Source organism: Mesorhizobium sp. M0496 (genome assembly GCF_040321205.1).
GTDB lineage: Bacteria > Pseudomonadota > Alphaproteobacteria > Rhizobiales > Rhizobiaceae > Mesorhizobium.
The window spans coordinates 38,994-61,872 of sequence record NZ_JAMYRC010000018.1 but is presented as its reverse complement, the minus strand read 5'-3'; the positions used below and the strand labels follow the sequence as shown (position 1 = coordinate 61,872).

The 22,879-nt window shown below is 62.9% G+C and carries 25 protein-coding genes; 11 read left to right on the top strand and 14 right to left on the bottom strand.

Going from position 1 to position 22,879, the window contains the following annotated elements; all coding sequences use genetic code 11:
• The first annotated feature begins 68 nt into the window (after window positions 1-68).
• Together tsaA and NKI73_RS17045 are read left to right on the top strand one after the other, a co-directional pair.
• Entirely contained in the window at window positions 69-608 is a 540-nt protein-coding gene (gene tsaA / locus NKI73_RS17050; protein WP_352631629.1) for a tRNA (N6-threonylcarbamoyladenosine(37)-N6)-methyltransferase TrmO, read from the top strand.
• A complete protein-coding gene (locus NKI73_RS17045) occupies window positions 605-919 on the top strand; it encodes a DUF2293 domain-containing protein (RefSeq protein WP_352631627.1) in 315 nt (104 codons plus the stop codon). The genes tsaA and NKI73_RS17045 overlap by 4 nt, the downstream gene beginning before the upstream one ends.
• Window positions 920-983: 64 nt before the next feature.
• Here NKI73_RS17045 and NKI73_RS17040 read toward each other — a convergent pair whose 3' ends face one another.
• Entirely contained in the window at window positions 984-1,481 is a 498-nt protein-coding gene (locus NKI73_RS17040; RefSeq protein ID WP_352631626.1) for a hypothetical protein, read from the bottom strand.
• Window positions 1,482-1,638: 157 nt separating this feature from the next.
• On the opposite strand from NKI73_RS17040, the gene NKI73_RS17035 reads away from it, so the two are divergent.
• Both NKI73_RS17035 and NKI73_RS17030 read left to right on the top strand, forming a co-directional pair.
• The gene (locus NKI73_RS17035) at window positions 1,639-2,601 is read left to right on the top strand and encodes a D-amino acid aminotransferase (protein WP_352631624.1); all 963 of its coding nucleotides are present in this window, start codon (window positions 1,639-1,641) and stop codon (window positions 2,599-2,601) included.
• A gap of 133 nt (window positions 2,602-2,734) precedes the next feature.
• A complete protein-coding gene (locus NKI73_RS17030) occupies window positions 2,735-3,580 on the top strand; it encodes an SDR family oxidoreductase (RefSeq protein WP_352631623.1) in 846 nt (281 codons plus the stop codon).
• A 56-nt stretch (window positions 3,581-3,636) separates the two neighbouring features.
• Here the strand turns inward: NKI73_RS17030 and NKI73_RS17025 are convergent, their stop codons facing one another.
• Window positions 3,637-4,254, bottom strand: a complete 618-nt coding sequence (locus tag NKI73_RS17025; protein ID WP_352631621.1) for an MOSC domain-containing protein — start codon at window positions 4,252-4,254, stop codon at window positions 3,637-3,639.
• Between the two features lie 4 nt (window positions 4,255-4,258).
• Entirely contained in the window at window positions 4,259-4,999 is a 741-nt protein-coding gene (locus NKI73_RS17020; protein WP_352631619.1) for a TetR/AcrR family transcriptional regulator, read from the bottom strand.
• 26 nt (window positions 5,000-5,025) lie between these two features.
• Between NKI73_RS17020 and NKI73_RS17015 the strand changes: the two genes are divergently transcribed.
• From NKI73_RS17015 to NKI73_RS17005, 3 genes are all read left to right on the top strand, one after another.
• Window positions 5,026-5,448, top strand: coding sequence for a hypothetical protein (locus tag NKI73_RS17015; protein ID WP_352631617.1), 423 nt, complete (start codon window positions 5,026-5,028; stop codon window positions 5,446-5,448).
• A gap of 31 nt (window positions 5,449-5,479) precedes the next feature.
• Complete coding sequence (locus tag NKI73_RS17010; protein ID WP_352631689.1) at window positions 5,480-5,878, top strand: VOC family protein; 399 nt, start codon at window positions 5,480-5,482, stop codon at window positions 5,876-5,878.
• Window positions 5,879-6,037: 159 nt separating this feature from the next.
• Entirely contained in the window at window positions 6,038-6,562 is a 525-nt protein-coding gene (locus NKI73_RS17005) for a methyltransferase family protein (RefSeq protein WP_352631615.1), read from the top strand.
• A gap of 13 nt (window positions 6,563-6,575) precedes the next feature.
• On the opposite strand, the gene NKI73_RS17000 is transcribed toward NKI73_RS17005, so the two are convergent.
• From NKI73_RS17000 to NKI73_RS16980, 5 genes are all read right to left on the bottom strand, one after another.
• The gene (locus tag NKI73_RS17000; RefSeq protein WP_352631613.1) at window positions 6,576-7,697 is read right to left on the bottom strand and encodes a beta-ketoacyl-ACP synthase III; all 1,122 of its coding nucleotides are present in this window, start codon (window positions 7,695-7,697) and stop codon (window positions 6,576-6,578) included.
• A 155-nt stretch (window positions 7,698-7,852) separates the two neighbouring features.
• Window positions 7,853-8,191 (bottom strand): hypothetical protein, encoded by a 339-nt coding sequence (locus NKI73_RS16995; RefSeq protein WP_352631611.1) that lies wholly within the window; start codon window positions 8,189-8,191, stop codon window positions 7,853-7,855.
• 137 nt (window positions 8,192-8,328) lie between these two features.
• Window positions 8,329-9,096, bottom strand: coding sequence for a trans-aconitate 2-methyltransferase (gene tam / locus NKI73_RS16990; protein WP_352631609.1), 768 nt, complete (start codon window positions 9,094-9,096; stop codon window positions 8,329-8,331).
• Window positions 9,097-9,143: 47 nt separating this feature from the next.
• Window positions 9,144-10,793, bottom strand: a complete 1,650-nt coding sequence (gene ettA, locus NKI73_RS16985; protein ID WP_013530923.1) for an energy-dependent translational throttle protein EttA — start codon at window positions 10,791-10,793, stop codon at window positions 9,144-9,146.
• A gap of 257 nt (window positions 10,794-11,050) precedes the next feature.
• The gene (locus tag NKI73_RS16980; RefSeq protein ID WP_352631607.1) at window positions 11,051-12,058 is read right to left on the bottom strand and encodes a ribonuclease T2 family protein; all 1,008 of its coding nucleotides are present in this window, start codon (window positions 12,056-12,058) and stop codon (window positions 11,051-11,053) included.
• Window positions 12,059-12,242: 184 nt separating this feature from the next.
• On the opposite strand from NKI73_RS16980, the gene NKI73_RS16975 reads away from it, so the two are divergent.
• The 3 genes from NKI73_RS16975 (at window position 12,243) to NKI73_RS16965 (ending at window position 16,096) form a co-directional block, all read left to right on the top strand.
• Complete coding sequence (locus NKI73_RS16975; protein ID WP_352631605.1) at window positions 12,243-13,175, top strand: alpha/beta fold hydrolase; 933 nt, start codon at window positions 12,243-12,245, stop codon at window positions 13,173-13,175.
• A gap of 99 nt (window positions 13,176-13,274) precedes the next feature.
• Window positions 13,275-14,450 carry a CaiB/BaiF CoA transferase family protein gene (locus NKI73_RS16970; protein ID WP_352631604.1) on the top strand — a complete coding sequence of 392 codons (1,176 nt, stop codon included), beginning with the start codon at window positions 13,275-13,277 and terminating at the stop codon, window positions 14,448-14,450.
• On the top strand, window positions 14,447-16,096 hold the full coding sequence (locus tag NKI73_RS16965) for a thiamine pyrophosphate-binding protein (protein WP_352631602.1): 1,650 nt from the start codon (window positions 14,447-14,449) through the stop codon (window positions 16,094-16,096). Before NKI73_RS16970 ends, NKI73_RS16965 begins: the two co-directional genes overlap by 4 nt.
• Before the next feature lie 45 nt (window positions 16,097-16,141).
• Here the strand turns inward: NKI73_RS16965 and NKI73_RS16960 are convergent, their stop codons facing one another.
• Together NKI73_RS16960 and NKI73_RS16955 are read right to left on the bottom strand one after the other, a co-directional pair.
• Window positions 16,142-16,582, bottom strand: coding sequence for a CHRD domain-containing protein (locus tag NKI73_RS16960; RefSeq protein WP_352631600.1), 441 nt, complete (start codon window positions 16,580-16,582; stop codon window positions 16,142-16,144).
• 162 nt (window positions 16,583-16,744) lie between these two features.
• Entirely contained in the window at window positions 16,745-18,028 is a 1,284-nt protein-coding gene (locus NKI73_RS16955) for a cystathionine gamma-synthase family protein (protein ID WP_352631599.1), read from the bottom strand.
• A 121-nt stretch (window positions 18,029-18,149) separates the two neighbouring features.
• Between NKI73_RS16955 and NKI73_RS16950 the strand changes: the two genes are divergently transcribed.
• On the top strand, window positions 18,150-18,608 hold the full coding sequence (locus NKI73_RS16950) for an Lrp/AsnC family transcriptional regulator (RefSeq protein ID WP_352631597.1): 459 nt from the start codon (window positions 18,150-18,152) through the stop codon (window positions 18,606-18,608).
• A gap of 41 nt (window positions 18,609-18,649) precedes the next feature.
• Here the strand turns inward: NKI73_RS16950 and NKI73_RS16945 are convergent, their stop codons facing one another.
• The 4 genes from NKI73_RS16945 to NKI73_RS16930 form a co-directional block, all read right to left on the bottom strand.
• Entirely contained in the window at window positions 18,650-19,621 is a 972-nt protein-coding gene (locus NKI73_RS16945; protein WP_013894623.1) for an ABC transporter substrate-binding protein, read from the bottom strand.
• A gap of 40 nt (window positions 19,622-19,661) precedes the next feature.
• Window positions 19,662-20,816: an ABC transporter permease gene (locus NKI73_RS16940; protein WP_352631594.1), complete on the bottom strand. Its 1,155-nt coding sequence runs from the start codon at window positions 20,814-20,816 to the stop codon at window positions 19,662-19,664.
• Window positions 20,813-21,691, bottom strand: coding sequence for an ABC transporter permease (locus NKI73_RS16935; RefSeq protein ID WP_352631592.1), 879 nt, complete (start codon window positions 21,689-21,691; stop codon window positions 20,813-20,815). The genes NKI73_RS16940 and NKI73_RS16935 overlap by 4 nt, the downstream gene beginning before the upstream one ends.
• 337 nt (window positions 21,692-22,028) lie before the next feature.
• The gene (locus NKI73_RS16930; RefSeq protein ID WP_352631590.1) at window positions 22,029-22,820 is read right to left on the bottom strand and encodes an ABC transporter ATP-binding protein; all 792 of its coding nucleotides are present in this window, start codon (window positions 22,818-22,820) and stop codon (window positions 22,029-22,031) included.
• Window positions 22,821-22,879 lie beyond the last annotated feature (59 nt).

Below are 22,879 nucleotides of genomic sequence, written 5' to 3'. Positions count from 1 at the left end.
CCCCAAAAGTGCGTTGCGATTTTGGGACAACGACATGCACGAACAAAAAGATGCGAGATGAGAGCGAGATGACCGGAACGCGTAAGATGTTCGAGGAGCGCGAAGGCGAGCAGAGGCTGGAGAACGATCCAGCATCGATGCCGCCGGATGGCGGCATCGTCTTCATCGGCCGCATCGCCTCGCCTTGGATAACGCGGGAGACCTGCCCGAAGAACATGCGTGCCGCGCGCGAAACCGGACAGCCTGCGGTGCTGACCATCGACGCGCCCTATCGCGATGGCCTGCAGGGCCTGGAGCGCGCCAGCCACGTCATCATCCTGTCCTGGCTGCATCACGCGCCGCGGGACCTGATTGTGCAGAAACCGCGCCATGCGGCTGAAGCGAAAGGCGTATTTTCGCTGCGCTCCCCGGCCCGCCCTAACCCAATCGGGCTGCATGTGGCCAGGCTGGTGGGGCTCGACCAAAACACCGGCCGCATCGATCTCGACGCCATCGACGTGCTCGACGGTACGCCGGTCATCGACCTGAAACCCTATTTCGCCTCGACCGACGCCATACCAGAAGCGACCATCGAAGGGCGCGACGAGCCCAATCGGAGCCGGCCATGACAGCGCCCACCGGCCGCCGCCGCGCCATCGCCAAGGCACTGACCGCACTTCTGCCGCTGGCGCCCTATGCCGACATGGAGAAGATCCGCACTGATGCCGGCGCGGTCCACATGAAGACCTTACCGCCGGGCATCGCCGTATGGCTGGCGACCATTGCCCATATCCGCCACATGCACACCGATTACGAAAAACTGCTGGCCGAAGGTTACGATCGCGACTCGGCGCGTTTCTTCGTCATCGAGCACACCAATATCGTGCTCACCCGCTGGCGCGCGACACGCCTGCTCGACGCCGATGACGAGGATGAATGAGGCGGTACGGAAGCGCAGAAAACGCCATCAGATGGCCGACAGAGTAGAATTTCCAAACAGTCTCTTATTTCCGCGCGAGCACGGCGACAGCATTATAGGGCTGGCCGTCGGCCTGGCCGACCCAGATCCAGGACAGATTTCCCTTGAAAAACCTGATGGTGATGTTGCCGCCGTCGATGCACTTGTCCTGACCGTAGGTGATGCTCTCGTGGTATTCCGCCGATATGTCGTCCCTGGACGTCTGGGACAGGGAGCCGCCGCAGCCGAGCGACGGATAGTCGATCGACGCACCGCCATCGTCGATCGTCATGGCGATCGACCAGTCGGCACCGGCATCGCCGGCAGGGCTCTGGTGGCCGCTGCCGACCCAGGTGCCGCTCAGCGACGGCACCGCGCAAGGCACGTTCTGGAAGATCGGCGTCAATTCGCTGCCGGTTTTCTCGCAGCGATAGCTCTGGCCGCTCTGGCAGAGTTCCTCGCCTTCTTTCACACATCGCGCGCTGGCTTCGCCCGCGGCGGCGAACATCATCATCGCTGCTATCACGGCCCCAAGCTTGCCCATCTTCCCCTCCCGTTCAGAACCAGAATGGTAGGGCAATTGCAATCCAATGTATCGTTCAGACCATCGTGGAGGCCGAACGGCGCCGAGCGGGTGGCTCTATGCCTTCTGCCCAGCACCGCTAGCCTGCCGATCTCGCCTTGCGCGACAGGAGGCCCCGATGAGCCAGACGACGGCAACACAGGACGAGAAGCAACTGCCCGTGGTTGGCGATCGCCATGTCGACCCGCACTCCTACCCCGAGGGCGTCGCTTTCCTCGACGGCCAATATCTGCCGATGTCGCAAGCCAAGGTCTCGGTGCTGGACTGGGGCTTTCTGCATTCCGACGCCACCTACGACACCGTGCATGTCTGGAACGGTCGCTTCTTCCGCCTCGATTTGCATCTGGACCGCTTCTTCGGCGGGCTGGAAAAGCTGCGCATGACCATCCCCTTCGACCGCGACGGGGTGACCGAAATCCTGCACAATTGCGTGGCGCTGTCCGGCCATCGCGCCGCCTATGTCGAAATGCTGTGCACGCGCGGCGCCTCGCCGACCTTCAGCCGTGATCCGCGCCAGGCGGTCAACCGCTTCATGGCGTTCGCGGTGCCGTTCGGCTCGGTCGCCAATGCGGAGCAGCTGCAGCGCGGCCTGCGTGTCGCCATCAGCGACAAGGTGCGCATTCCGCCGGCCTCGATCGACCCGGCGATCAAGAACTACCATTGGCTCGATCTGGTGCGCGGTCTCTACGACGCCTATGACCGCGGCGCCGAGACCGCGCTGATCCTCGACTTCAACGGCAACGTCGCCGAAGGCCCGGGCTTCAACGTCTTCTGCGTCAAGGATGGGCGCCTATCGACGCCTTCCATCGGCGTGCTGCCCGGTATTACAAGGCGCACCGTCTTCGATCTCTGCGCCGAGGAAGGCCTCGCCGCCACAGCGATCGATCTCAGCGTAGCCGCATTGCGCGAGGCAGACGAGGTTTTCATCACCTCGACCGCAGGTGGCATCATGCCGGTAACGGAGGTCGATGGCGCGGGGATCGCCGACGGCAAGGTCGGCGCGATCACCAGCCGGCTGATGGCACTCTATTGGGAGAAGCACGACGACCCGGCATGGTCGTCTCAGGTGCATTATCCCTGATCAACCGGGCGGCTTCTTCAAAAAGATTTCCCCTCACCTCTGGAAAAGTGCGGGATAGATCGTATATGCCCTAAAACGGAGAAGCCTCCGTTTTCACCCGAAATCACGCCCGCAGGGGCAAGGACTCCACATCATGACAAATAAGGTTTGGTTCATCACCGGATCGTCGAAAGGTTTTGGCCGCGTCTGGGCCGAGGCGGCGCTCGCCCGTGGCGACCGCGTCGCGGCGACCGCCCGCGATGCCGGCACGCTCGCCGATCTCGTCGGGACGTACGGCGACAGGATTGCCGCGATAAAGCTCGACGTCACCGACAAGAAAGCCGTCGATGCCGCTGTCGCCGAGGCGCACAAGCGCTTTGGCCGGCTCGACATCGTCATCAACAATGCCGGCTACGGCCATTTTGGGGCCATTGAGGAGGTCAGCGAACAGGAAGCCCGCGACCAGATCGAAGCCAATGTCTTCGGCGCCCTCTGGGTCACCCAGGCCGCGCTGCCGATCATGCGGGCGCAGCGGTCCGGCCACATCATCCAGATCTCGTCGATCGGCGGCGTCAATGCCTTTGCCTCGCTCGGCCTCTACCACGCTTCGAAATGGGCGCTGGAAGCCTTCAGCCAGTCGCTGAGCATCGAGGTCGCGGAATTCGGCATCCTTGTGACGCTGGTCGAACCCGGCGGTTTCTCCACCGACTGGGCCGGCCCGTCGGCAAAGGTCTCCCAACCGATCGAGGCCTATGCGCCCGCCCGCGCCAAGATGGCAGAACGCCGCGCCAATTCGGTCGCCGGCGATCCCGAGGCCACCGGGCCGGCCATGCTGGCCATTGTCGACGCCGCCGAGCCGCCGCTCAGGGTGTTCTTCGGCGACGGCGGCCTGCCGATGATCAAACAGGAATACGCCAACCGCATCGCTACCTGGGAAAAGTGGGATGACGTTTCCATCATGGCGCAAGGCGCCAAAAAGAACCGCAAAGCTAACGCCTAGTGGGCTTTGGCTACGCCGCCCGGCGGCGTAGCCCTGCCCTTTGGGTTGCCGCATAGCTATGCCGAATAAATCCACTGTTCCGGCACACGCACCGAAATCTCTTCGCCGGCCTTGACCGTTCCCGGCTTCTCAACCCAGGCGACGACGCCACGCAGCCGCTTCGCCATCTTCGGGAACAACAACGCGCCGGCTTCGACGTCGGCCATTCCGGCATTTTCGGCGATGGATCGGCCGGCGATGCGGCAAGGGCCGTTCTGCGCGTCGACCTTGATGGTCACGCCGCCCTTGAAGAACAGCAGCGTGCCGGACGGCAGCATGGAGAGGTTCGGCACGCCTTCGATCACCAGATTGGCGCCGATCCACTCCGGCTTGATTTCGGTGAGATCCATCCGTTGGGCGACGATGGCGAGTTCATCCGCCGCCACGATCGATATCTGCCGTTCGTTGCGCATTTCGGTGCCGCGCGGATACCAGGGTTCGCGCCCGCCCGAACGCCGTGTCGGCCCGGCATGGAAATCGCCTGATATACCGTCGAAACCCAGCCGCAGTTCGTCCACTAGGTGGGTCTGGAAATGATCCGATGGCGCCACGTAAAGCGCTGCCGCCTTTGCGACCAGCTTACGCGCGGGGACGATTTCAATCGGCTTTTCAGCTGCGGGGAATAGATCCAGCATGGCTTCATTCCTTGGATGATGCCGCCTGGTTTTGCCCTTCGGCCGGCAAGGCCGCAAGAGCGGTTTGGGCCAAAACGCACAACTCTTCGACCGAAGCCCCGTCCCGCGCCTGGATCGACATGCCGTTCATGACGCCAGCCAGGTATTTGGCGAACCCTTCGACCGACAAGCCCGCCGGGAGGTCGCCCACTGCCTTGCCCCTGGCCAGGCGTTCTGCGATCGCCGCTTCACTCGCCTTGCGATAGGTCTTGAGCTCATCAGCAATGGACTGCGCCTGCGGCGAGGCTGCCAGCGCGCCTCTGACGAACAGGCAGCCACCGGGCTTGCCGGGTCTGGAATACGCCTGCGCCGCGCCGAGCAGCAACCGCCGTATCGCCTCCCGCGTCGATATCGGCGCACTCAGCGCTTCCAGCGCAAACCCAATCTCGGTTTCGTGGTAGCGCGTCAGCGCTTTGCGGAACAAGGTCTCCTTGTCGGTGAACGCGTTGTAGATCTGCGGCGGCGTCAGCCCCATAGCTTCGCGCAGCATGGCCAGCGACGTCGCCTCATAGCCATGCTCCCAGAACAGATGCATCGCCGCATCCAGCGCCCGGTCGGGATCGAAAGCGCGCGGCCGTCCGCCACGGGACTTCTCCACATTATCCATAGTGATCGATACGAAACCTGTTGACTCATCTTCCTCATGTAACGTACCAATCGATACGAAACATGGCAAGCGGGAAGACATGTCAGCCGGAAGGCCCATGGAAAACCAGCAAAGAGGAGAGCCAAATGCCAATCACCGTGACCGCGCCGGAAGGCGTACTGACCCCCGCGGGAGAGCGCGAGATCCTGCCGCGTCTCAGCGCCGCCCTCATCGAAGCCTCGGGTGCCACCGGCAATTCGTTCTTCACCGCGATCGTCGGCGGCACGGTCCATATCCTGCCGCTTCATCGCATCTATGCCGGCGGCGCCAATCGACCTGTCGTCATGGTCGAGTTGAAACTGCCGAACATCGGCCTCGGCTCGGTCGAAGCCCGCAAGGACTTTATCATCGCTGCCGCCGCGATTGTCGCTGATCTCTGCGTGCCGGAGCACCGGCCCGAAAACACCTGGATCAACATCGTCAACGCACCCGACGGCGGCTGGGGTATCGGTAGCAGGCAATATTCCGGCGAGGCGCTTATCGCTGCCGCCACTGCCGTCGCGCACTAATCTGACCGTTGTGATGAACAGGCGCAAATCGATGCGGCTGTCCCCTTCGCTGTTCTTCACCACCAATTGCGAGCCGGCATTGGCCTTCTACGAACAGTGCGGCCTTGGCCGGGGGACGATCCTGCTGCGCTGGGGCGACAACGACATGCCGGTGCGAACCGAAGCCATGCGCGGAAAGATCCTGCATGCACGCTTCGAAGGTCCGGGCGTCTTGTTCCACGCTTCGGACAATGACGATGCGGAGCCGATGAAGGGCTCCGCCCTTTGTCTGGAATTCGTCGACCTGCTTGCGATGCGGGAGCTTTTCGTCCGTATGGCCACCGGTGGCCGGATCACCGTGCCTCTGGCGCGGCAATATTGGGGAACCAGCTTCGGCATGCTGGTCGACCTCTTCGGCGTGCAGTGGATGTTCAGTTGTCGCAACGAATGAGATCCCCTGCAGGTCACGATCTTCTTACCTGAATCGAACCACTCCCACACAGCGCCGCATTGCTGCCGCGCTGTGCCGGCCACATGATGCCTCCGAACCAAGTCCGCGGAGGGTTTCATGCGTCCCGGGACGGCAATCACACTTCTTTGGCTGATCTGAGTGGTATCATGGGCCGCTGCCGCCTTCTGGGCCGACAAAGCCGAGAAGCGCGCCGGCTTCCGGGCCGAGGCGCCCTACCGCGCGGTCCTGATGATCGGTACGATCCTGCTCTTCATTCCGGCGCACAACTATGTCGGCGGGCTTCGCCTGTGGTTCCCCAACGTTGCCGAGGCCTGGATTTGCGTCGCACTGATCGCCATCGGCTTCGCCTTCTGCTGGTGGGCGCGCCTGCATCTCGGCCGCTTGTGGTCGGGCACTGTCACCGCCAAGGCCGGGCACCGTGTCGTCGACACCGGCCCGTACGGCCTTGTCCGCCATCCGATCTACACAGGACTGCTTTTGGCAATCCTTGCCACCATGGCGGCGAAAGGCACTGTCTGGGGTGTTGCCGGCGCCATGCTGCTGACCATCGGCATGGTCATGAAGGCAAAACTCGAAGAACGCTTCCTGCGCGAGGAACTGGGCAGCGCCTATGACGACTACATCAGGCGGGTACCGATGCTGGTGCCGTTCGCACCGGTCTGACACGAATAGCTCTCTACAGCATCCTGAGAAGCGCGCCGCCTATCGAATAGCCCGCGCCAAAGGCGCAGATCAGGCCGAAATCGCCGGGTTTCATGTCGGCGTGGTTCTCCGAAAGTGCAACGATGGCGCCGGCGCCCGCCGTGTTGCCCAGCCGTTCCAGCACCATCGGCGCGCGGTCATGATCGACCTCGTGCCCGAATGACAGTTTCAGGATCATCGCATTCATGCGCGCATTGGCCTGATGCAGCCAGAAGCGCCGGATCGCCTGCGGCGTCAGCCCGTGCTCGGCGAGGAATTCGACAATGAATTTCTGCCCGGCGACGGTGACTTCCTTGAACACCTTGTTGCCGACCTGCTTGATCAGATTGCCTTCCAGATTGATCATGTAGGGATCATCCTGGGCGGTGCGGGTGTGGTAGCCCAGATTGGTGCGGATGTTGTTCGACATCTGCGTCCAGATACGCGTGTCGAGCACCTCGAAACGTCCCGGCCGCTTGTCGCCCTGCGCCAGCCCCTCGACCACCATCGACACCGAAGCGTCGCCGAAGATGAAATGCGTCTGCCGGTCGCGGAAATTGAGATGACCGGTAATGATCTCCGGCGTCGTCACCAGAATGCGCTTGTGCGCGCCCGACCGAACCAGGTTGACGGCAATGTGCAGGGCGGCGGCGGCCGAGGAGCAGCCAAGCCCCATATCGAAGCCGGCGCCCTTGGTTCCCAGCGCCTCCTGCATTTCGATGGCGATGGCCGGATAGGGCCGCTGGTGATGCGAGGCCGAACAGATCACCAAGTCGATATCGGATGGCTTCAACCCGGCATGGTCGAGAGCTTTTTTGGCCGAGGCGATGCCGAACTCGGCTTCGAGCGACAGCGTATCATCGGGCCGTGCCGGAATGCGCGGCGCCATGCGGGTCGGATCGAGAATGCCTTCGCGCTCGATCACATGACGGGTGCGCACGCCTGAGGCGTGGACGATGAAGTCGCTGTCCGATTTCGACAGCGGCGGCTCGTCGGTGCCCAGGCGGCGCGCATTCTCCGTGTCGACCCAGGCATTGAAGCTGGCAACCAGCTCTTCATTGGTGATCTTGGCTTCAGGGATTTCTACGCCGATGCCGCTGATGATGACGCGATGCATATATCCAGTCCGTCCCATCCGCAGGCGTTGCGGGCTTCATGTGGGCGCCGGAATGCTCCGGCGCAACAGTTTTCTCACCGAGGCGGTTTACGCCGACTTAAACCAAAGGTTTAGGCCGACTTAAACCAAAGGTTTAGGCCGACTTAAACCTGGTTTCACCAAGCGCAGAGCTTGGTGTTGGTCTGCGGGTTGTTCCAGCAGGCGCCGTCGTCGCGGCTGCGCACGAACTGCCCCGGCAGCGGCACATTGCGGCGGCCGAGATTGACATAGCCATAGGCAAAGCCTGGCCCGTCGATCTCCAGGACATAGGTCGGATAGCCCGGCGCCGAGATGCGGAAACTGCCGGTATCATCGATCGCGCGATAGCTGCACGGAAAATAGCCGTCGTCGCTGGTGAAACAGCGCGCTCGCTTGGCCTCCGCCGAGATCGAGAACGCCAGAAGTGCCGCCGCGCACACGCCGCCGCCGAAAAGCATCTTGTTCAGTGTCATCATTCACCCCCTGCCACCGAGCCACCCCTGCCACACGGGCCCATCCCTGCCACACGGCATTGTGATCCCAAGGTGATGAAATGCGCATGGCGACGAAACCCGGTCAAGCGGCGGCAGTGAGCGTCGTGCAACGTGGATAATCAGGCCCGTTTGGCGACGATGAAAATGCGCGGAAAGCGCAAAAGCACCTTGCCGCTCGCCGTCTTCGGATAGGCCTTGGCGATCTTGGCCGTGTAGCTGTCGAGGAACATCGTCCGCTCGTCGGCGTCCAGCGGATCGAGGAACGGTTTCAGTCCTGTCGATTTCACCCATTCGACGATCGCCTGAGCATCGGCAAGCGGGTGGTTGTAGATGGTGTGCCAGATGTCCAGCCGATCGCTGAGCGGCGACAGGAGGTCATAATAGGACGACACCGGCGGCAACGGCGCGCGCGCCGCGCCCTTCATCTTTTCGGCAAACGGCATTTCGGCGGCGGTCTCCCGCATCAGGCGGTGGGAGTCTTCGCCCATATTGTCGGGCATCTGAACGGCGAGCGCGCCGCCTGGGGCCAGGAAACCCATCAGCCGCTGGAACACTGTGGGATGCTCGGGCAGCCACTGGAACACCGCATTGGCGAAGATCACGTCGACCGGCTCACCCGGCTGCCACTTCGATGCATCGGCCAGGTCAAAGGCGACGTCGGGCAGGCGTGCCCTCGCCTTCTCGATCATATCGGCTGAGGTGTCGAAGCCGCTCACCTCAGCATTCGGCCAGCGCCCGACCAGCAGTTCGGTCGAGTTGCCCGGCCCGCAGCCGATGTCGACGACCCGGCGCGGGAAGTCCACCGGCACCTGCGCCACCAGATCCCGAGCGGGTCGCGTGCGCTCGTCCTCGAATTTCAAATATTGGGCGGCGGACCAATCAGCCATGTGAACTCCTCATGTCTTCTTGAGAATTCGCCGCCCGGAAAACCCCTCTACCGCGTCAGCCTCTTGTAGGTCATCCGGTGCGGATTGACGGCATCGGGGCCGAGGCGGCGGATCTTGTCCTGCTCGTAATCCTCGAAATTGCCCTCGAACCATTCGACATGGCTGTCGCCCTCGAAGGCCAGGATGTGCGTCGCCAAGCGATCGAGGAACATGCGATCGTGCGAGATGATGACGGCGCAGCCGCCGAAATTTTCCAGCGCGTCTTCAAGCGCCGCCAACGTTTCCGTATCGAGATCGTTGGTCGGTTCGTCGAGCAGCAGCACGTTGCCGCCAGTCTTCAGCATCTTGGCCAGATGCACGCGGTTGCGCTGGCCGCCGGAGAGATTGCCGACCTTCTGCTGCTGGTCGCCGCCGCGGAAATTGAACGAGGCGCAATAAGCACGTGTGTTGGCCTCGAACTTGCCGAGCTTGACCACTTCGGCGCCACCGGAAATCTCTTCCCACACCGTCTTCGATGGATCGAGCGCATCACGGCTCTGGTCGACATAGCCGAGCTTCACCGTTTCGCCGACGCGCACGGAGCCCGCATCCGGCTTTTCCTGACCGGTGATCATGCGAAACAGCGTCGTCTTGCCGGCGCCGTTCGGGCCGATGACGCCGACGATGCCGCCGGGCGGCAGCTTGAATTCCAGGCCGTCGATTAGCAGCGTGTCGCCAAAGCCCTTCGACAGGCCTTCCGCCTCGATCACCACATTGCCGAGCCGCTCGCCATGCGGAATGACGATCTGCGTATCGCTCGGACGCCGCTTGTCGGCTGCATCCAGAAGATCCTGGAACGCCTGGATGCGCGCCTTGGATTTGGTCTGGCGGGCCTTGGGACTCGACTGGATCCACTCGCGCTCGCGGCCGATGGCGCGCTGGCGGGCGTCGTCCTCGCGGCCTTCCTGCTTGAGGCGCTTGGCTTTGGCTTCGAGATATTTGGTGTAGTTGCCCTCATAGGGAATGCCACGGCCACGGTCGAGTTCGAGGATCCAGCCGGTGACATTGTCGAGGAAGTAGCGATCGTGAGTGATGATCATCACGGCGCCCGGATAGGCCCGCAGATGCTTTTCCAGCCACGCCGTGGTTTCGGCGTCGAGATGGTTGGTCGGTTCGTCGAGCAGCAAAAGGTCGGGCTGGCGCAGCAAGAGCTGGCAAAGTGCTACGCGGCGGCGCTCGCCACCCGAAAGCTTGGTGACTTCCGAATCCTTGGGCGGGCAGCCCAGCGCTTCCATTGCCATCTCGACCTGCTGTTCGAGATCCCACAGGTTGAGCCGGTCCATCTCGTCCTGGAGCTTGGCCGACTCGTCGGCCGTCTCGTCGGAATAGTTCATCATCAATTCGTTGTAGCGCTCGATGATGGCGGTCTTGGCGGCTACGCCTTCCATGATGTTTTCGAACACGGTCTTGTCCGGATCGAGCGCCGGCTCCTGCGCCAGGTAGCCGACGGTGGCGCCTTCAGCCAGCCAGGCTTCGCCGTTCCACTCCTTGTCGAGCCCGGCCATGATCTTGAGGATCGTCGACTTGCCCGACCCGTTGGGGCCGAGAATGCCGATCTTGGCGTCGGGATAGAAGGAGAGATGGACATTCTCGAGCACCTTCTTGGTGCCATAGGCCTTGTTGAGGCCGGCCATGTGATAGATGAACTGGCGTGCCACGCGCGCTTTCCCTGAAAAAACTGACTGGCCCAGAAAACTGACTGGATTTGTCGAATTGGGTGGAGGTTGGCCGCTATGTAGGCGATGCGGCGGCGAACGGCAATCGCTTTTGCCATATCTGGCCGGTCACACGCGGAAGTGTCCGCCGAACCGGAACGTTTTCCGTCGGTCCTGCGCTCTTGAGACCTATCTCGCCAGCGTCTTTTACGTCGCCTTGCCGTTCGGCATGGTCTCGCCGGGCTCGACCCGCCCCGTCCTTACTGGAACCCGATCGCATCGACGGTGCCTGTCGGGCAGCCGGCCTTGTTGGTCGGCACAGACGCCAGCAACAGGTCCTTGAGCGAGCTGTTGGGTTCGATCGGGCCGGCGAGACCGAGCGTCAGTTCGCCGATCAGCCGCCTGCCGCTCGACGGATCGATGACGCAGGAAACGCGCACCCGGTCCCCTGCTCCCGCCCCGAAGGCAGTATCGAAAGCGCCACGGATCTGGTCCGCCGTCAGCTTGCCGCCGATGTTCTTGGCAAAGAGATCGCGCACCGGCGAGCTGTTCACCGCGCGCATCAGGTTGAGCGCATCGGAAAAGTAGTCCTGCTGGCTCTTGCCGTAGCAGGTGCCGTGCTTGATCCATTCATGCCGTTCGAGCTTCGAAGCTGTCCCCGGCATCACCTGATCGAGTTCCGTGCGGGTGCTGGCGTCCAAATTGACCGGCGGCAGGTCCTTCCAGTGAGCCGGATTGTCGTTGGCCTTGTCGCTCGCTGTCGCCTGGCAATAGAAATTGCCGTTCGGCTGCGGCCACAGCCCGTGCAAGGTGAAATGCGTCGCGTCGAAATCACCGGAACTCTGCGCTTTGCATTCGGTCTTGCTCGACTTGGTCTCGCAGAAGGCCGGCTGCCAGCTCAGCGCGAAGACGTATTCGGGTTTTCCCGACGCCGCCGGCTTGGCTTGCCCGCCAGGTGCTGCCGGCACAGTCGCGGCGCTGCTGCCGGAGATATGGCCGCAGCTGACCTTCACCCAACGGCGCTCCGGATCGGCGCCCGGCACCAGGATGAGGTAATGCGTCGGCGCATCCTTGTTACCGGCCAGCAGCTGGTAGCTCTGCCCGGCGTCGGTCGAGACATTGCCGGGGTTCTTGCCGTTCTTGATGGCTTGCGTCGCCGGACAGGCGGCGTCGGCAACGAAGCTGCCGCTCATCTTGACGTCGGCACGCGCCGCACCAGCTAGCGACGCCGCCAATACGGCCAATCCGAAAACGACACCAATGCGCATGGAAAATCCCCGGCTGAAGAAGTGGACGACAGACTGAAGCTGTCTCCATGTCAGAATTGCGATATTTTACTGGCCAAACGCAAGAAACATCATCGCGGAAAAGCAGGCACGGCGGATTGACGCAAAACCGGCACCGGCGCAAACAAAGCCAACAACAATAGAGCAAAGGCGGAGACCAGGCGGCATGTCATTCAGCCAGCAGCGCGTGGTTGCCTCGCCGACCGGTGCCGATCTCAATCTTTACGTCAAGCAGGCCGATGGCCGGGCACGTGCCGTCGTCCAGATCAATCACGGCCTGGCCGAGCACGCCGCGCGCTATGCCCGCTTCGCCGATTTTCTCTCTGCGCGCGGCTTCCACGTCTATGTCCATGATCATCGCGGCCACGGTGCGACCAAGGCCCCCGACGCGCCGCTCGGCAGGTTCGCCGGCAAGGACGGTCCGGCCAAGGCGATCGCCGACGTCGATGCCATTCACGATGTCATCGCCAGCGAATGCCCGAACCGGCCGGTCATCCTGTTTGGTCATTCGATGGGTGCGTCCATGGCGCTGAACTACCTGCTGCGCCATTCGCCGCGAGTTCATGCCGCCGCGATCTGGAACGGCAATTTCTCAGCTGGCCTGCTCGGCCAGGTAGCGCTCGGCATTCTTGCCTGGGAGCGGATGCGGCTCGGCTCCGACGTGCCGTCGCGGCTGCTGCCGAAACTCACCTTCCAGGCCTGGGGCAAGGCGGTGCCCAATCACCGCACATTGTTCGACTGGCTGTCGCGCGACGAGGCTGAGGTGGCAAAATACATCGCCGACCCGCTGTGCGGTTGGGATGCCTCGGTGTCGATGTGGCGCGACGTCGTCGGCATGGCGCTCAACGGTGGCAAGGATGCCGGTTTTGCCGGCATCCGGCGCGACCTCCCCGTCAGCATCGTTGGCGGCGAAAAGGATCCCGCTTCCGACTACGGCAAAGGGATTACCCAACTCGCGAAACGCATGCGTTCGATGGGCTTTTCGAATCTCGTTTCAAAGGTTTACGCCGACACCCGCCACGAAAGCCTGAACGAGGTGAATCGCGACATCATCATGGACGATTTCGCCGCCTGGGCCGATGGTATCCTGAAAGCGTGACGGATTGGCCCATCGCAAGAGCCGTGACAGCCGTTGCAGGGCTTGATAGAGGCTCTGCTTTCGCAGCAATCAAGGTGATTGCAGCAACCATGGTGATCTATGGCTGAGCCCCCGCTGAAAGGCGTCTGCGTCGTCGAGCTCGCGCGCATCCTTGCCGGGCCATGGGCCGGGCAATTGCTTGCCGATCTCGGCGCCGATGTCATCAAGGTCGAGAGCCCCGATGGCGGCGACGACACCCGCAAATGGGGTCCCCCCTTCGTCATGGGCAAGGACGGCGAGAACCTGTCGGCCGCCTATTACCATTCCTGCAATCGCGGCAAGCGCTCCATCGCCATCGATTTCTCGACACCCGAAGGCGCCGAGACCGTGCGCCGGCTGGTCGCGACGTCGGATGTGCTGATCGAGAACTTCAAGCTCGGCGGCCTGAAGAAGTACGGGCTCGACTATGACAGCCTGCGCAAGATCAACCCCCGCCTCGTCTATTGCTCGATCACCGGCTTCGGTCAGGATGGCCCGTATGCACCCCGCGCCGGCTACGACTTCATCATCCAGGCCATGGCCGGCATGATGTCGATCACCGGCGAGGTAGGCCGTGAGCCGCAAAAGGCCGGCGTTGCCATCTCGGACATCTTCACCGGCCTCTATTCGGTCATCGCCATCCAGGCCGCACTGCGCCATGCCGAACGAACTGGCGAAGGCCAGCACATCGACATGGCGCTGTTCGACACCCAGATCTCGGCACTCGGCAACCAGAACCTCAACTATCTCGTCTCCGGCAAATCGCCGGTGCAGATGGGCAATGCGCATATGAACATCGCCCCTTACGAAGTGGTGCCAGTCCGAGATGGCCACATCATCCTGGCGGTCGGCAATGACGGCCAGTTCGCGAAATTCTGCGCTGCCGTCGGACTGGACGATTTGCCTGTCGATCCAGACTTTGCGACCAATCCGGCCCGGGTCGCCAACCGGGTAAAGCTGCGCGAGCACATGATCGAGGCGCTGAAGATTTTTGACCGCGATCCGCTGCTGGCAAAGCTGGAAGCGGCAGGCGTGCCGGCGAGCCCGATCAATACGATCGGCCAGATGTTCGCCGACCCGCAGACGATCGCGCGCGGCATGCGGCTCGACCTCGACGACGGCCATGGCAATCTTCTGCCTTCGGTGCGTGCGCCGATGGTGATGTCAGGCACGCCGCTCGTCTATGAGCGCCCCTCGCCGCGCCTGGGCGAACACACGCAAGAAATCCTTGCCGAATTGGAGAAGTCTGGACAATGAAGACCGGCGGACAACTGATCGTCGACGCGCTCGAAGCCAACGGCACCGACCGCATCTATTGCGTGCCCGGTGAATCCTATCTGGCGGTGCTCGACGCGCTGCACGATTCAGCGATCCGCACCATCGTCTGCCGCCAGGAAGGCGGTGCCGCCATGATGGCCGATTGCCACGGCCGCCTGACCGGCAAGCCCGGCATCTGCTTCGTCACCCGCGGCCCCGGCGCCACCAACGCCTCGGCCGGCATCCACATCGCCATGCAGGATTCGGTTCCCGTCATCCTGTTCATCGGCCAGGTCGCCAGCCACGCCAAGGAACGCGAGGCTTTTCAGGAAGTGGACTACAAGAGGTTCTTCGGTGACATCGCCAAATGGGTGGTCGAGATCGACGATGCCTCGCGCATCCCGGAATTCGTCACCCGCGCCTTCGCGGTGGCAACATCGGGCCGTCCCGGCCCAGTCGTCATCTCGCTGCCGGAAGACATGCTGACCAGTGTCGTCGAAGCGCCCGTCGCCTTGCCGCACACACCGGTCGAAACCCGGCCGGGCGAAGCCGAGCTCGATGCGCTGGAAAAGCTGCTGGCCAAGGCCAAGCGGCCGTTCGTCATTCTTGGCGGCACGCGTTGGGATGCCGAGGCGGTGGCGCGGATGCGCACGATCGCCGAGGCGTGGTCGCTGCCGGTCGGCTGCTCCTTCCGCCGCCAGATGCTGTTCGACCATCTGCATCCGAACTATGCCGGCGATGTCGGCATCGGCATCAATCCAAAGCTGGCGACAGCGATCAAGCAAGCCGATCTCGTGCTGCTCATCGGCGGCCGCATGGGCGAAATGCCGTCATCCGACTACACGCTGCTGAAAAGCCCCTACCCCGATCAGGCGCTGGTCCATGTCCATGCCGACGCCGGCGAACTCGGCCGCGTCTACCGGCCGACACTGGCGATCAACGCCTCGCCTGCCGCCTTCGTCGAAGCCTTCGCCAACCGCAAGCCGGCTTCCGCACCCGTCTGGGCAGCCGAGACGCCAAAGCTGCATGCCGCCTATCTCGACTGGTCGACGCCGCCGGAAAGCGGCCCCGGCCCGGTCCAGATGGGGCCGATCATGAACTACCTGGAAAAGATGCTGCCCGACGACGCCATCCTGACCAACGGTGCCGGCAATTACGCCACCTGGGTGCATCGCTTCCACCGCTTCCGCCGCTTCGCCACTCAAGGCGCACCGACCTCAGGCTCGATGGGCTATGGCACCCCTGCGGCTGTCGCCGCCAAGGAACTGTTTCCGGACCGCACCGTGGTTGCCTTTGCCGGCGACGGCTGCTTCCTGATGAACGGGCAGGAATTCGCCACCGCCGTGCAATATAACCTGCCGATCGTCGTCGTCGTCGTCAACAACGGCATCTACGGCACCATCCGCATGCATCAAGAGCGGGAATATCCCGGCCGCGTGGTGGCCACGGATCTCAGGAATCCCGACTTCGCGGCCCTTGCCCGTGCCTATGGCGGTCATGGCGAAACGGTCGAGAAGACCACCGATTTCGCCCCGGCCTTCGAGCGTGCCCGCGCCAGCGGCAAGCCGGCGATCGTCGAAATCAGGCTCGACCCGGAGGCGATCACGCCGACGCGGACGATGAGCCAGATCCGCGACAAGGCGTGACAAAAAAGGGGCGGTCGCCCGCCCCTCTTTCGGAACAGCCTGTACCTACTTCGCCTTTTCGATCTGGCCGCGGATCTCACCGTCCTGGTTGGCTGATGTATGGATGTTGACGTAATACTTGCCTGCCTCCAGGTCAGCCGCCTGGGCATCCGTCAGCGTTTCAGATCCCCTGATCGGGCTCTTGAGCTTTTTGAATGGGATGACCGGGTCGGCGTTTGCACCCATCGCCGCCGGGCCGTGAATGTGCGCGCCCGTTGCTGGTCCGCTGAGGCCTGAATATTTGACGTTCCAGCTGAGCTTCTTCTTGGCCGTGTCGAACGTGAGAGTGGCCGTGCCCTTGCCCTTCGTGGTGACTGGCGGGTTTTGCTGGCCGCCGTCGAGCGTCGCCTTGAACTTTTCCGTGGCGGCCAGAGCCGGCGATGCGAACAGGAACGCGGTCGAAATGGCCAGCGCCGAAAGCGCCGGGAAGAAGGATAGGTTGCGCATGAAGCACCTCCGATTGGGATGTCGCATCCGTCGCGCCTCCCGGCGCGCGCATGCGGAAATGCAACGGCTGAGCACCGAAATGTATCCCACCACACGCTTTTGTGATGGCTGATCAAAGCATTCGATCGCTCGCCCTTCCCAGATTCGAAGGAAGGTGATCCGTCAGACCGCAGCCAGCGCCTGCGTCAGATCGGCGATCAGATCGTCCGGGTGCTCGACGCCGATCGACAGCCTGACCGTGGTCTCCAGCACGCCGATGCGCTGGCGCACGTTGAAGGGAATGCCCGAATGGGTCATGGCCGCCGGGTGACTGGCCAAGGATTCCGTTCCGCCGAGGCTTACCGCCAGCTTGAAGATCTGCAGCCCGTTGAGAAACGCGAAAGCAGCCTTCTCCCCGCCCTTGATGTCGAAAGAGAAGGTCGAGCCGGCGCCGCTGCATTGCGCCTTGTAGGTACGCCCCGCCGGCGTATCCTCGCCCACGAACGGCAGATAATGCACCTTCTCGACCTTGGCGTGGTCGCGCAGGAATTCGGCGACCAGGCGCGCATTGTCGTTGGCCCGCTCCATGCGGATGGACAGCGTCTCCAGCGAGCGGCCGAGCATCCAGCAGGAATGCGGGTCGAGCTGCGTGCCGATCGCGCCGCGCAGCGCCTTGATCGGCTTCGTCACCGCCTTGCTGCCCATGGCGGCGCCCGCGATGAGGTCGGAATGGCCGCCGACATATTTGGTCAGCGAATAGACGGAGACATCGGCGCCGTGTTCGATCGGCCGCTGGAACACCGGGCCGAGCAGCGTGTTGTCGCAGATGACGATCGGCGTCGACCCTTGGCTCGCGCCGATCTCGTCGGCGATCGTCCGCATCAGCGCGATATCGACCAGGCTGTTGGTCGGATTTGACGGCGTCTCGATCAGGATGACCGACACTCGGCCCTTCGCGGCTGCAGCTTCGGCGGCGGCACGCACAGCCGTCTCGTCGACGCCGTCCGCGAAGCCGACAGCGCCGATGCCGAAACCGGAAAGCGTGCGCGTCAAAAGCGTCTCGGTGCCGCCATAGAGCGGCTGCGAATGCAGGATGACATCGCCCGGACGGGCATAGGCCAGCAGCGTCGTCGCGATCGCCGACATGCCTGACGAAAACAGGATGCAGGCATCCGTTCCCTCATAGACCGCCAGCCGGTCCTCGACGATCTCGCTGTTGGGATGGTTGAAGCGCGAATAGACCAGGCCCGACGCCGTGCCGCTCGGCGGCTCCTTGCGGCCGGACGTGTAGTCGAAGAAGTCTCGTCCCTCTTCCGCCGACTTGAAGACGAAGGTCGAGGTCAGGAACACCGGCGGCTTGACCGCGCCCTCCGAAAGCTGCGGATCGAAGCCATAGCTCAGCATCAGCGTTTCCGGATGGAGCTTGTGGTTGCCGATATGGGTTTTCGACGGGCGTGGCGCGGTCATGATTTTTCCTGCCTTTTTCGAGGGGTGTCGCGGCAATTTATGCGATCCCGATCCGCCAGTCCTTGCTCTTCTGCGGCTCGCATGGGCGCATGCCGCAACAAATTGCCTGGAGAGACCGAAAGTGCAGCAGAAGATAGCTGATGATTTCGACCGCAAGATCCTGCGCGAGCTGCAGGCCGACGCCCGCATCACCAACAACGAGCTTGCCGAACGGATTGGCCTGTCGCCCTCGCCCTGCCTGCGGCGGGTGCGGCGGCTGGAGGAAACCGGCGTCATCAGGGGCTACACCACGCTGGTCGATCCCTCAGCCTTCGGCTGGAGCATGGTCGCCATCGCCACAATCCGGCTCAGCCGCCAGAACGAGGACGAGATCGTCATGTTCGAGGACGCAATCCGCGGCTGGGAAGAGGTGCTGGAATGCCACCTCGTCACCGGTTCGCGCGACTATGTGCTGAAGGTGGTGACCGGAAGCCTCGAGCAGTACGAGCGCTTCATCAAGGAAAAGATCGCGCGACTGAAATGCGTCGCCTCGATCGAGACCAGCTTCGTCATGAACACCATAAAGGAACGGCGCCTCTAGCAAGAGGCGCCGTTCCTAGATCGATATGTTGCCGGATAGACTTACTTGACCGCCTTGTCGGTGATGGCGGTGGTGTAGGCGCCGGTCGGCTCCTTGGTGATGATCTTCTGGTCGAGCAGCGCCTTAGCGGTGCGCTCGTAGGTCGCCGGATCGAGCTTGCCGTCGGCATTGTCGATCAGCTTGGCGACTTCGCTCATCATCCGCTTCTGGTGGTTTTCGTCCTGGCCGCCGCCGTCCATGACGATGCCTGCTGCTTCGTCATTGTTGTCGATGGCGTATTTCCAGCCCTTCATCGAAGCGCGCACGAAACGCACCATCTTGTCCTCGAAGGCCGGATCCTTGAGCTTGTCTTCGGACGCATAAAGCCCGTCTTCGAGCAGGTCGTTGCCCATCGCAGAGTAGTTGAATACGGTCAGCTGTTCCGGCTTGTAGCCGGCGTCGATCAGCTGCCAGTACTCGTTGTAAGTCATGACCGAGATGCAATCCGCCTGCTTCTGGATCAGCGGCTGCACGTCGAAGCTCTGCTTCAGGACGGTGACACCGTCCGGACCGCCATCGGTCTTGAGGCCAAGCTTGTTCATCCAGGCGTAGAACGGATATTCGTTGCCGAAGAACCAGACGCCGAGCGTGTGGCCCTTGAAGTCGGCTTCGGTCTTGATCGGGCCGTCCTTGGGGCAGACCAGCTCCATGCCGGCCTTCTTGAACGGCTGGGCGATGTTGACCAGCGGCACGCCCTTCTCGCGGGCGGCCAGCGCACCGCCCATCCAGTCGACGATGACGTCGGCGCCGCCACCGGCGATCACCTGCTCGGGGGCAATATCCGGACCGCCCGGCTTGATGTCGACGTCGAGGCCTTCGGCCTCATAGAAGCCCTTGGCCTTGGCAACATAGTAGCCGGCAAACTGGGCCTGCGTGACCCATTTCAGCTGCAACGTCACCTTGTCGGCGGCCATTGCCTGGAAAGCGGCAAGCGACATCGCGCCGGCCAGAACGGGAATAATCAGTCTTTTCATTTTATTACCCTCTGAAGTTAGTGCCCTAAACCCACCGCCCCTATCCACCACGGACAGAGGGATGCCAAAACGTGACGGCTCTTTCGACAAGAGCGACCACGCCATAAAAGACCGAACCCGCAAGTGCTGCAACTGCGATTTCGGCCCAGACCATGTCGATGTTCATCCGCCCAACCTCGGTCGAGATGCGGAAGCCCATGCCGACGACAGGCGTGCCGAAGAACTCGGCGACGATGGCGCCGATCAGCGCCAGCGTCGAGTTGATCTTCAGCGCGTTGAAGATGAAGGGCGCGGCTGCCGGCAGCCTGAGCTTCAGCAGCGTCTGCCAGTAGCCCGACGCATAGGTGCGCATCAGGTCGCGTTCCATGTGGCCCGAGGCGGCAAGCCCGGCAACCGTGTTCACCAGCATTGGGAAGAAGGTCATGATGATGACCACCGCTGCCTTGGACTGCCAGTCGAAGCCGAACCACATGACCATGATCGGTGCGACGCCAATGATCGGCAGCGCCGAGACCATATTGCCGATCGGCAGCAGTCCGCGCCGCAGGAACGGCACACGGTCGGCGAGCACCGCGGCGATGAAGCCGGCGCCACTGCCCACGACATAGCCGAAGACAACCGCCTTGAAGATGGTCTGTCGGACATCGGCGCCGAGCACAGGCAGCGAACCGGCGATGCGCACGCCGATGGCGCTAGGCGGCGGCAACAGGATGAAGGGGATGCCCGCGCCTCGCGTCACCGCTTCCCAGATGATCAGGATCCAGGCGCCGAAAATGGCCGGGATGATCAGGCGCAAGCCCGTCCATGCCCAACTGGCGAAAGGACGCAATGACGACAGCACCGCCACGCAGCGCCAGCCAAGCAGCCATGCGGCCGCGAGCAGCAGGAAATACGGCGCCAGTGCGGTGCCCTCAAAACCTGTAATGCCTGAGATCAGCAGCCAGGCCACGAGATGGGCGCCTATGAACAGCGCCACCGCTTCCGCAAGGGGCGGAATCCTGATCATGGAGATCAGCGCCGCCAGCATGGCCAGGCCGAACATCAAGCTTTTGGTTCCGAGATAGGGATAGTTGATGCTGACCGTTGGGTCCGCAAGCGCAGCCGCCTCCGGCTTCGACATCGCACCAAGCGCGACCGCGATCAGGCACAGCACAATGGCCAGCACCGCTTGCCAGGAAGGTTTCAGCCAGTTCATGCCGGCCTCCCGCCCATGGCGCGATCGACGATGCGCCCGGCAATGCCGACCACCATGACCAGAAGCGCGGCCACCACCGAGCCGGCGACCAGCGCCGACCAGATGTCGATGGACTGGCTGTAGTAAGCGCCGGCCAACAGCTTGGCGCCGATGCCGGCGACAGCGCCGGTCGGCAGTTCGCCGACGATGGCGCCGACCAGGCTTGCCGCCACCGCCACCTTCATCGAGGTGAACAGGAACGGCACCGAGGCCGGCACGCGCAATTTCCAGAAGGTCTGCGCGGCGCTGGCATTGTAGGTGTGCATCAGGTCGAGATGCATGATCTCAGGCGAACGCAGCCCTTTCACCATGCCCACGGTCACCGGGAAGAACGACAGATAGGTCGAGATCATCGCCTTCGGGACCAGGCCGGTGATGCCGACCGCCGCCAGCACGACGATGATCATCGGCGCCACCGCCAGGATGGGAATCGTCTGCGAGGCAATGATCCACGGCATCAGACTGCGATCGAGCGTCGCCACATGCACGATACCGACAGCAATGATGATGCCGAGCGCCGTGCCGAAGGCAAAGCCAAGCAGCGTCGACGACAGTGTCACCCAGGCATTGTAGACGAGGCTGCGGTTCGAGGTGATGGGCCGCAGAAAGGTGTTTTCGAAGAAGTTCACCGCCACCTGATGCGGCGCCGGCAGCGTCGGCTTCGGCTGCGACAGCGTCTTGCCGATGAACTCGCTCAAGGCAGGTGTTTCACCGGCGCGGCGATCGAGATCACGCTGGAACGGCGTGTTGAGGATGACGGCGAAGATATACCAGAGCATGACCACTCCAGCGAGGATCGAGGTCACGGGAATGAGCTTGTCGCGGAAGGTGTCCATCTAGCCGGCCTCGCCAGGTACGCGCCCTCCTCTCCCCGACGGGGAGAGGGTGGCCGGAGCGAAGCGGAGGTCGGGTGCCTTTCTCTTCGTCATCCTAGGGCGAAGCAAGGAGCAGAGCGACGCGGTGCAGATCTTAGGATCCATGCCGTTACCTACCCGCTCCGCAGCGGTGCGGAACATGGTTCCCTGTCCCGCGCCCTGCTTGGCGGCTATTCTCCGCCGCTTGCGCCCTTCGGCGGACGTCACAGCATGGATCCTAGGGTCTGCGCTCGCCGCTTCGCGCTTGCTTCGCCCTAGGATGACGAAGGCGAGGTTGGCCTCTCGCTTTTCGAAGCGCTCAATCATCATAGCTGTGCCCTGCCCGCAACCCGTCGCGGACGCGCGCTGCGATCGCCAGAAACTCCGGCGTCTCGCGGATGTCGAGCGGCCGCTCTTTCGGCAGCGTCGATTCGATGACATCGCTGACGCGGCCTGGGCGCGGCGACATGACCACGATGCGCGTCGACAGATAGACGGCTTCGGGAATGGAGTGGGTGACGAAGCAGATGGTCTTGTTGGTCCGTCCCCACAGCTCCAGCAATTGCTCGTTGAGGTGGTCGCGCACGATCTCATCCAGCGCGCCGAACGGCTCGTCCATCAGTAGAAGGTCGGCATCGAAGGCCAGCGCGCGAGCGATCGAGGCGCGCTGTTGCATGCCGCCCGAGAGCTGCCAGGGATATTTCTTCTCGAATCCCGAGAGGTTGACGAGATCGAGCGTGCGCTTGATGCGCTCCGCTTGTTCCGCCTTGGACAGGCCCATGATCTCCAAGGGCAGTCCGACATTGCGCTCGATGGTGCGCCACGCAAACAACGCGGCGGCCTGGAAGACGTAGCCATAAGCGCGTTTCTCGCGCGCCTGTTCTGCTGTCATGCCGTTGACCGAAATCGTCCCCGAGGTCGGCTTCTCCAGATCAGCGATAACGCGCAGCAGCGTGGTCTTGCCGCAGCCGGAAGGCCCGATGAAGGAGACGAATTCTCCCTTGCCGATGGTGAGATCGACATTGGACAGCGCCTGCACCGGCCCGTCATTGGTCTGGAAGGTCAGTCCGAGTTTGCTTGCCGCGACGACGGCTGGCGAAGTCCCTGTCATCGGCTGCCGCCCGCCTGTTCCCGTCCCTGCGGCTCCGGCCGGAATCCGATTGCTTTTAT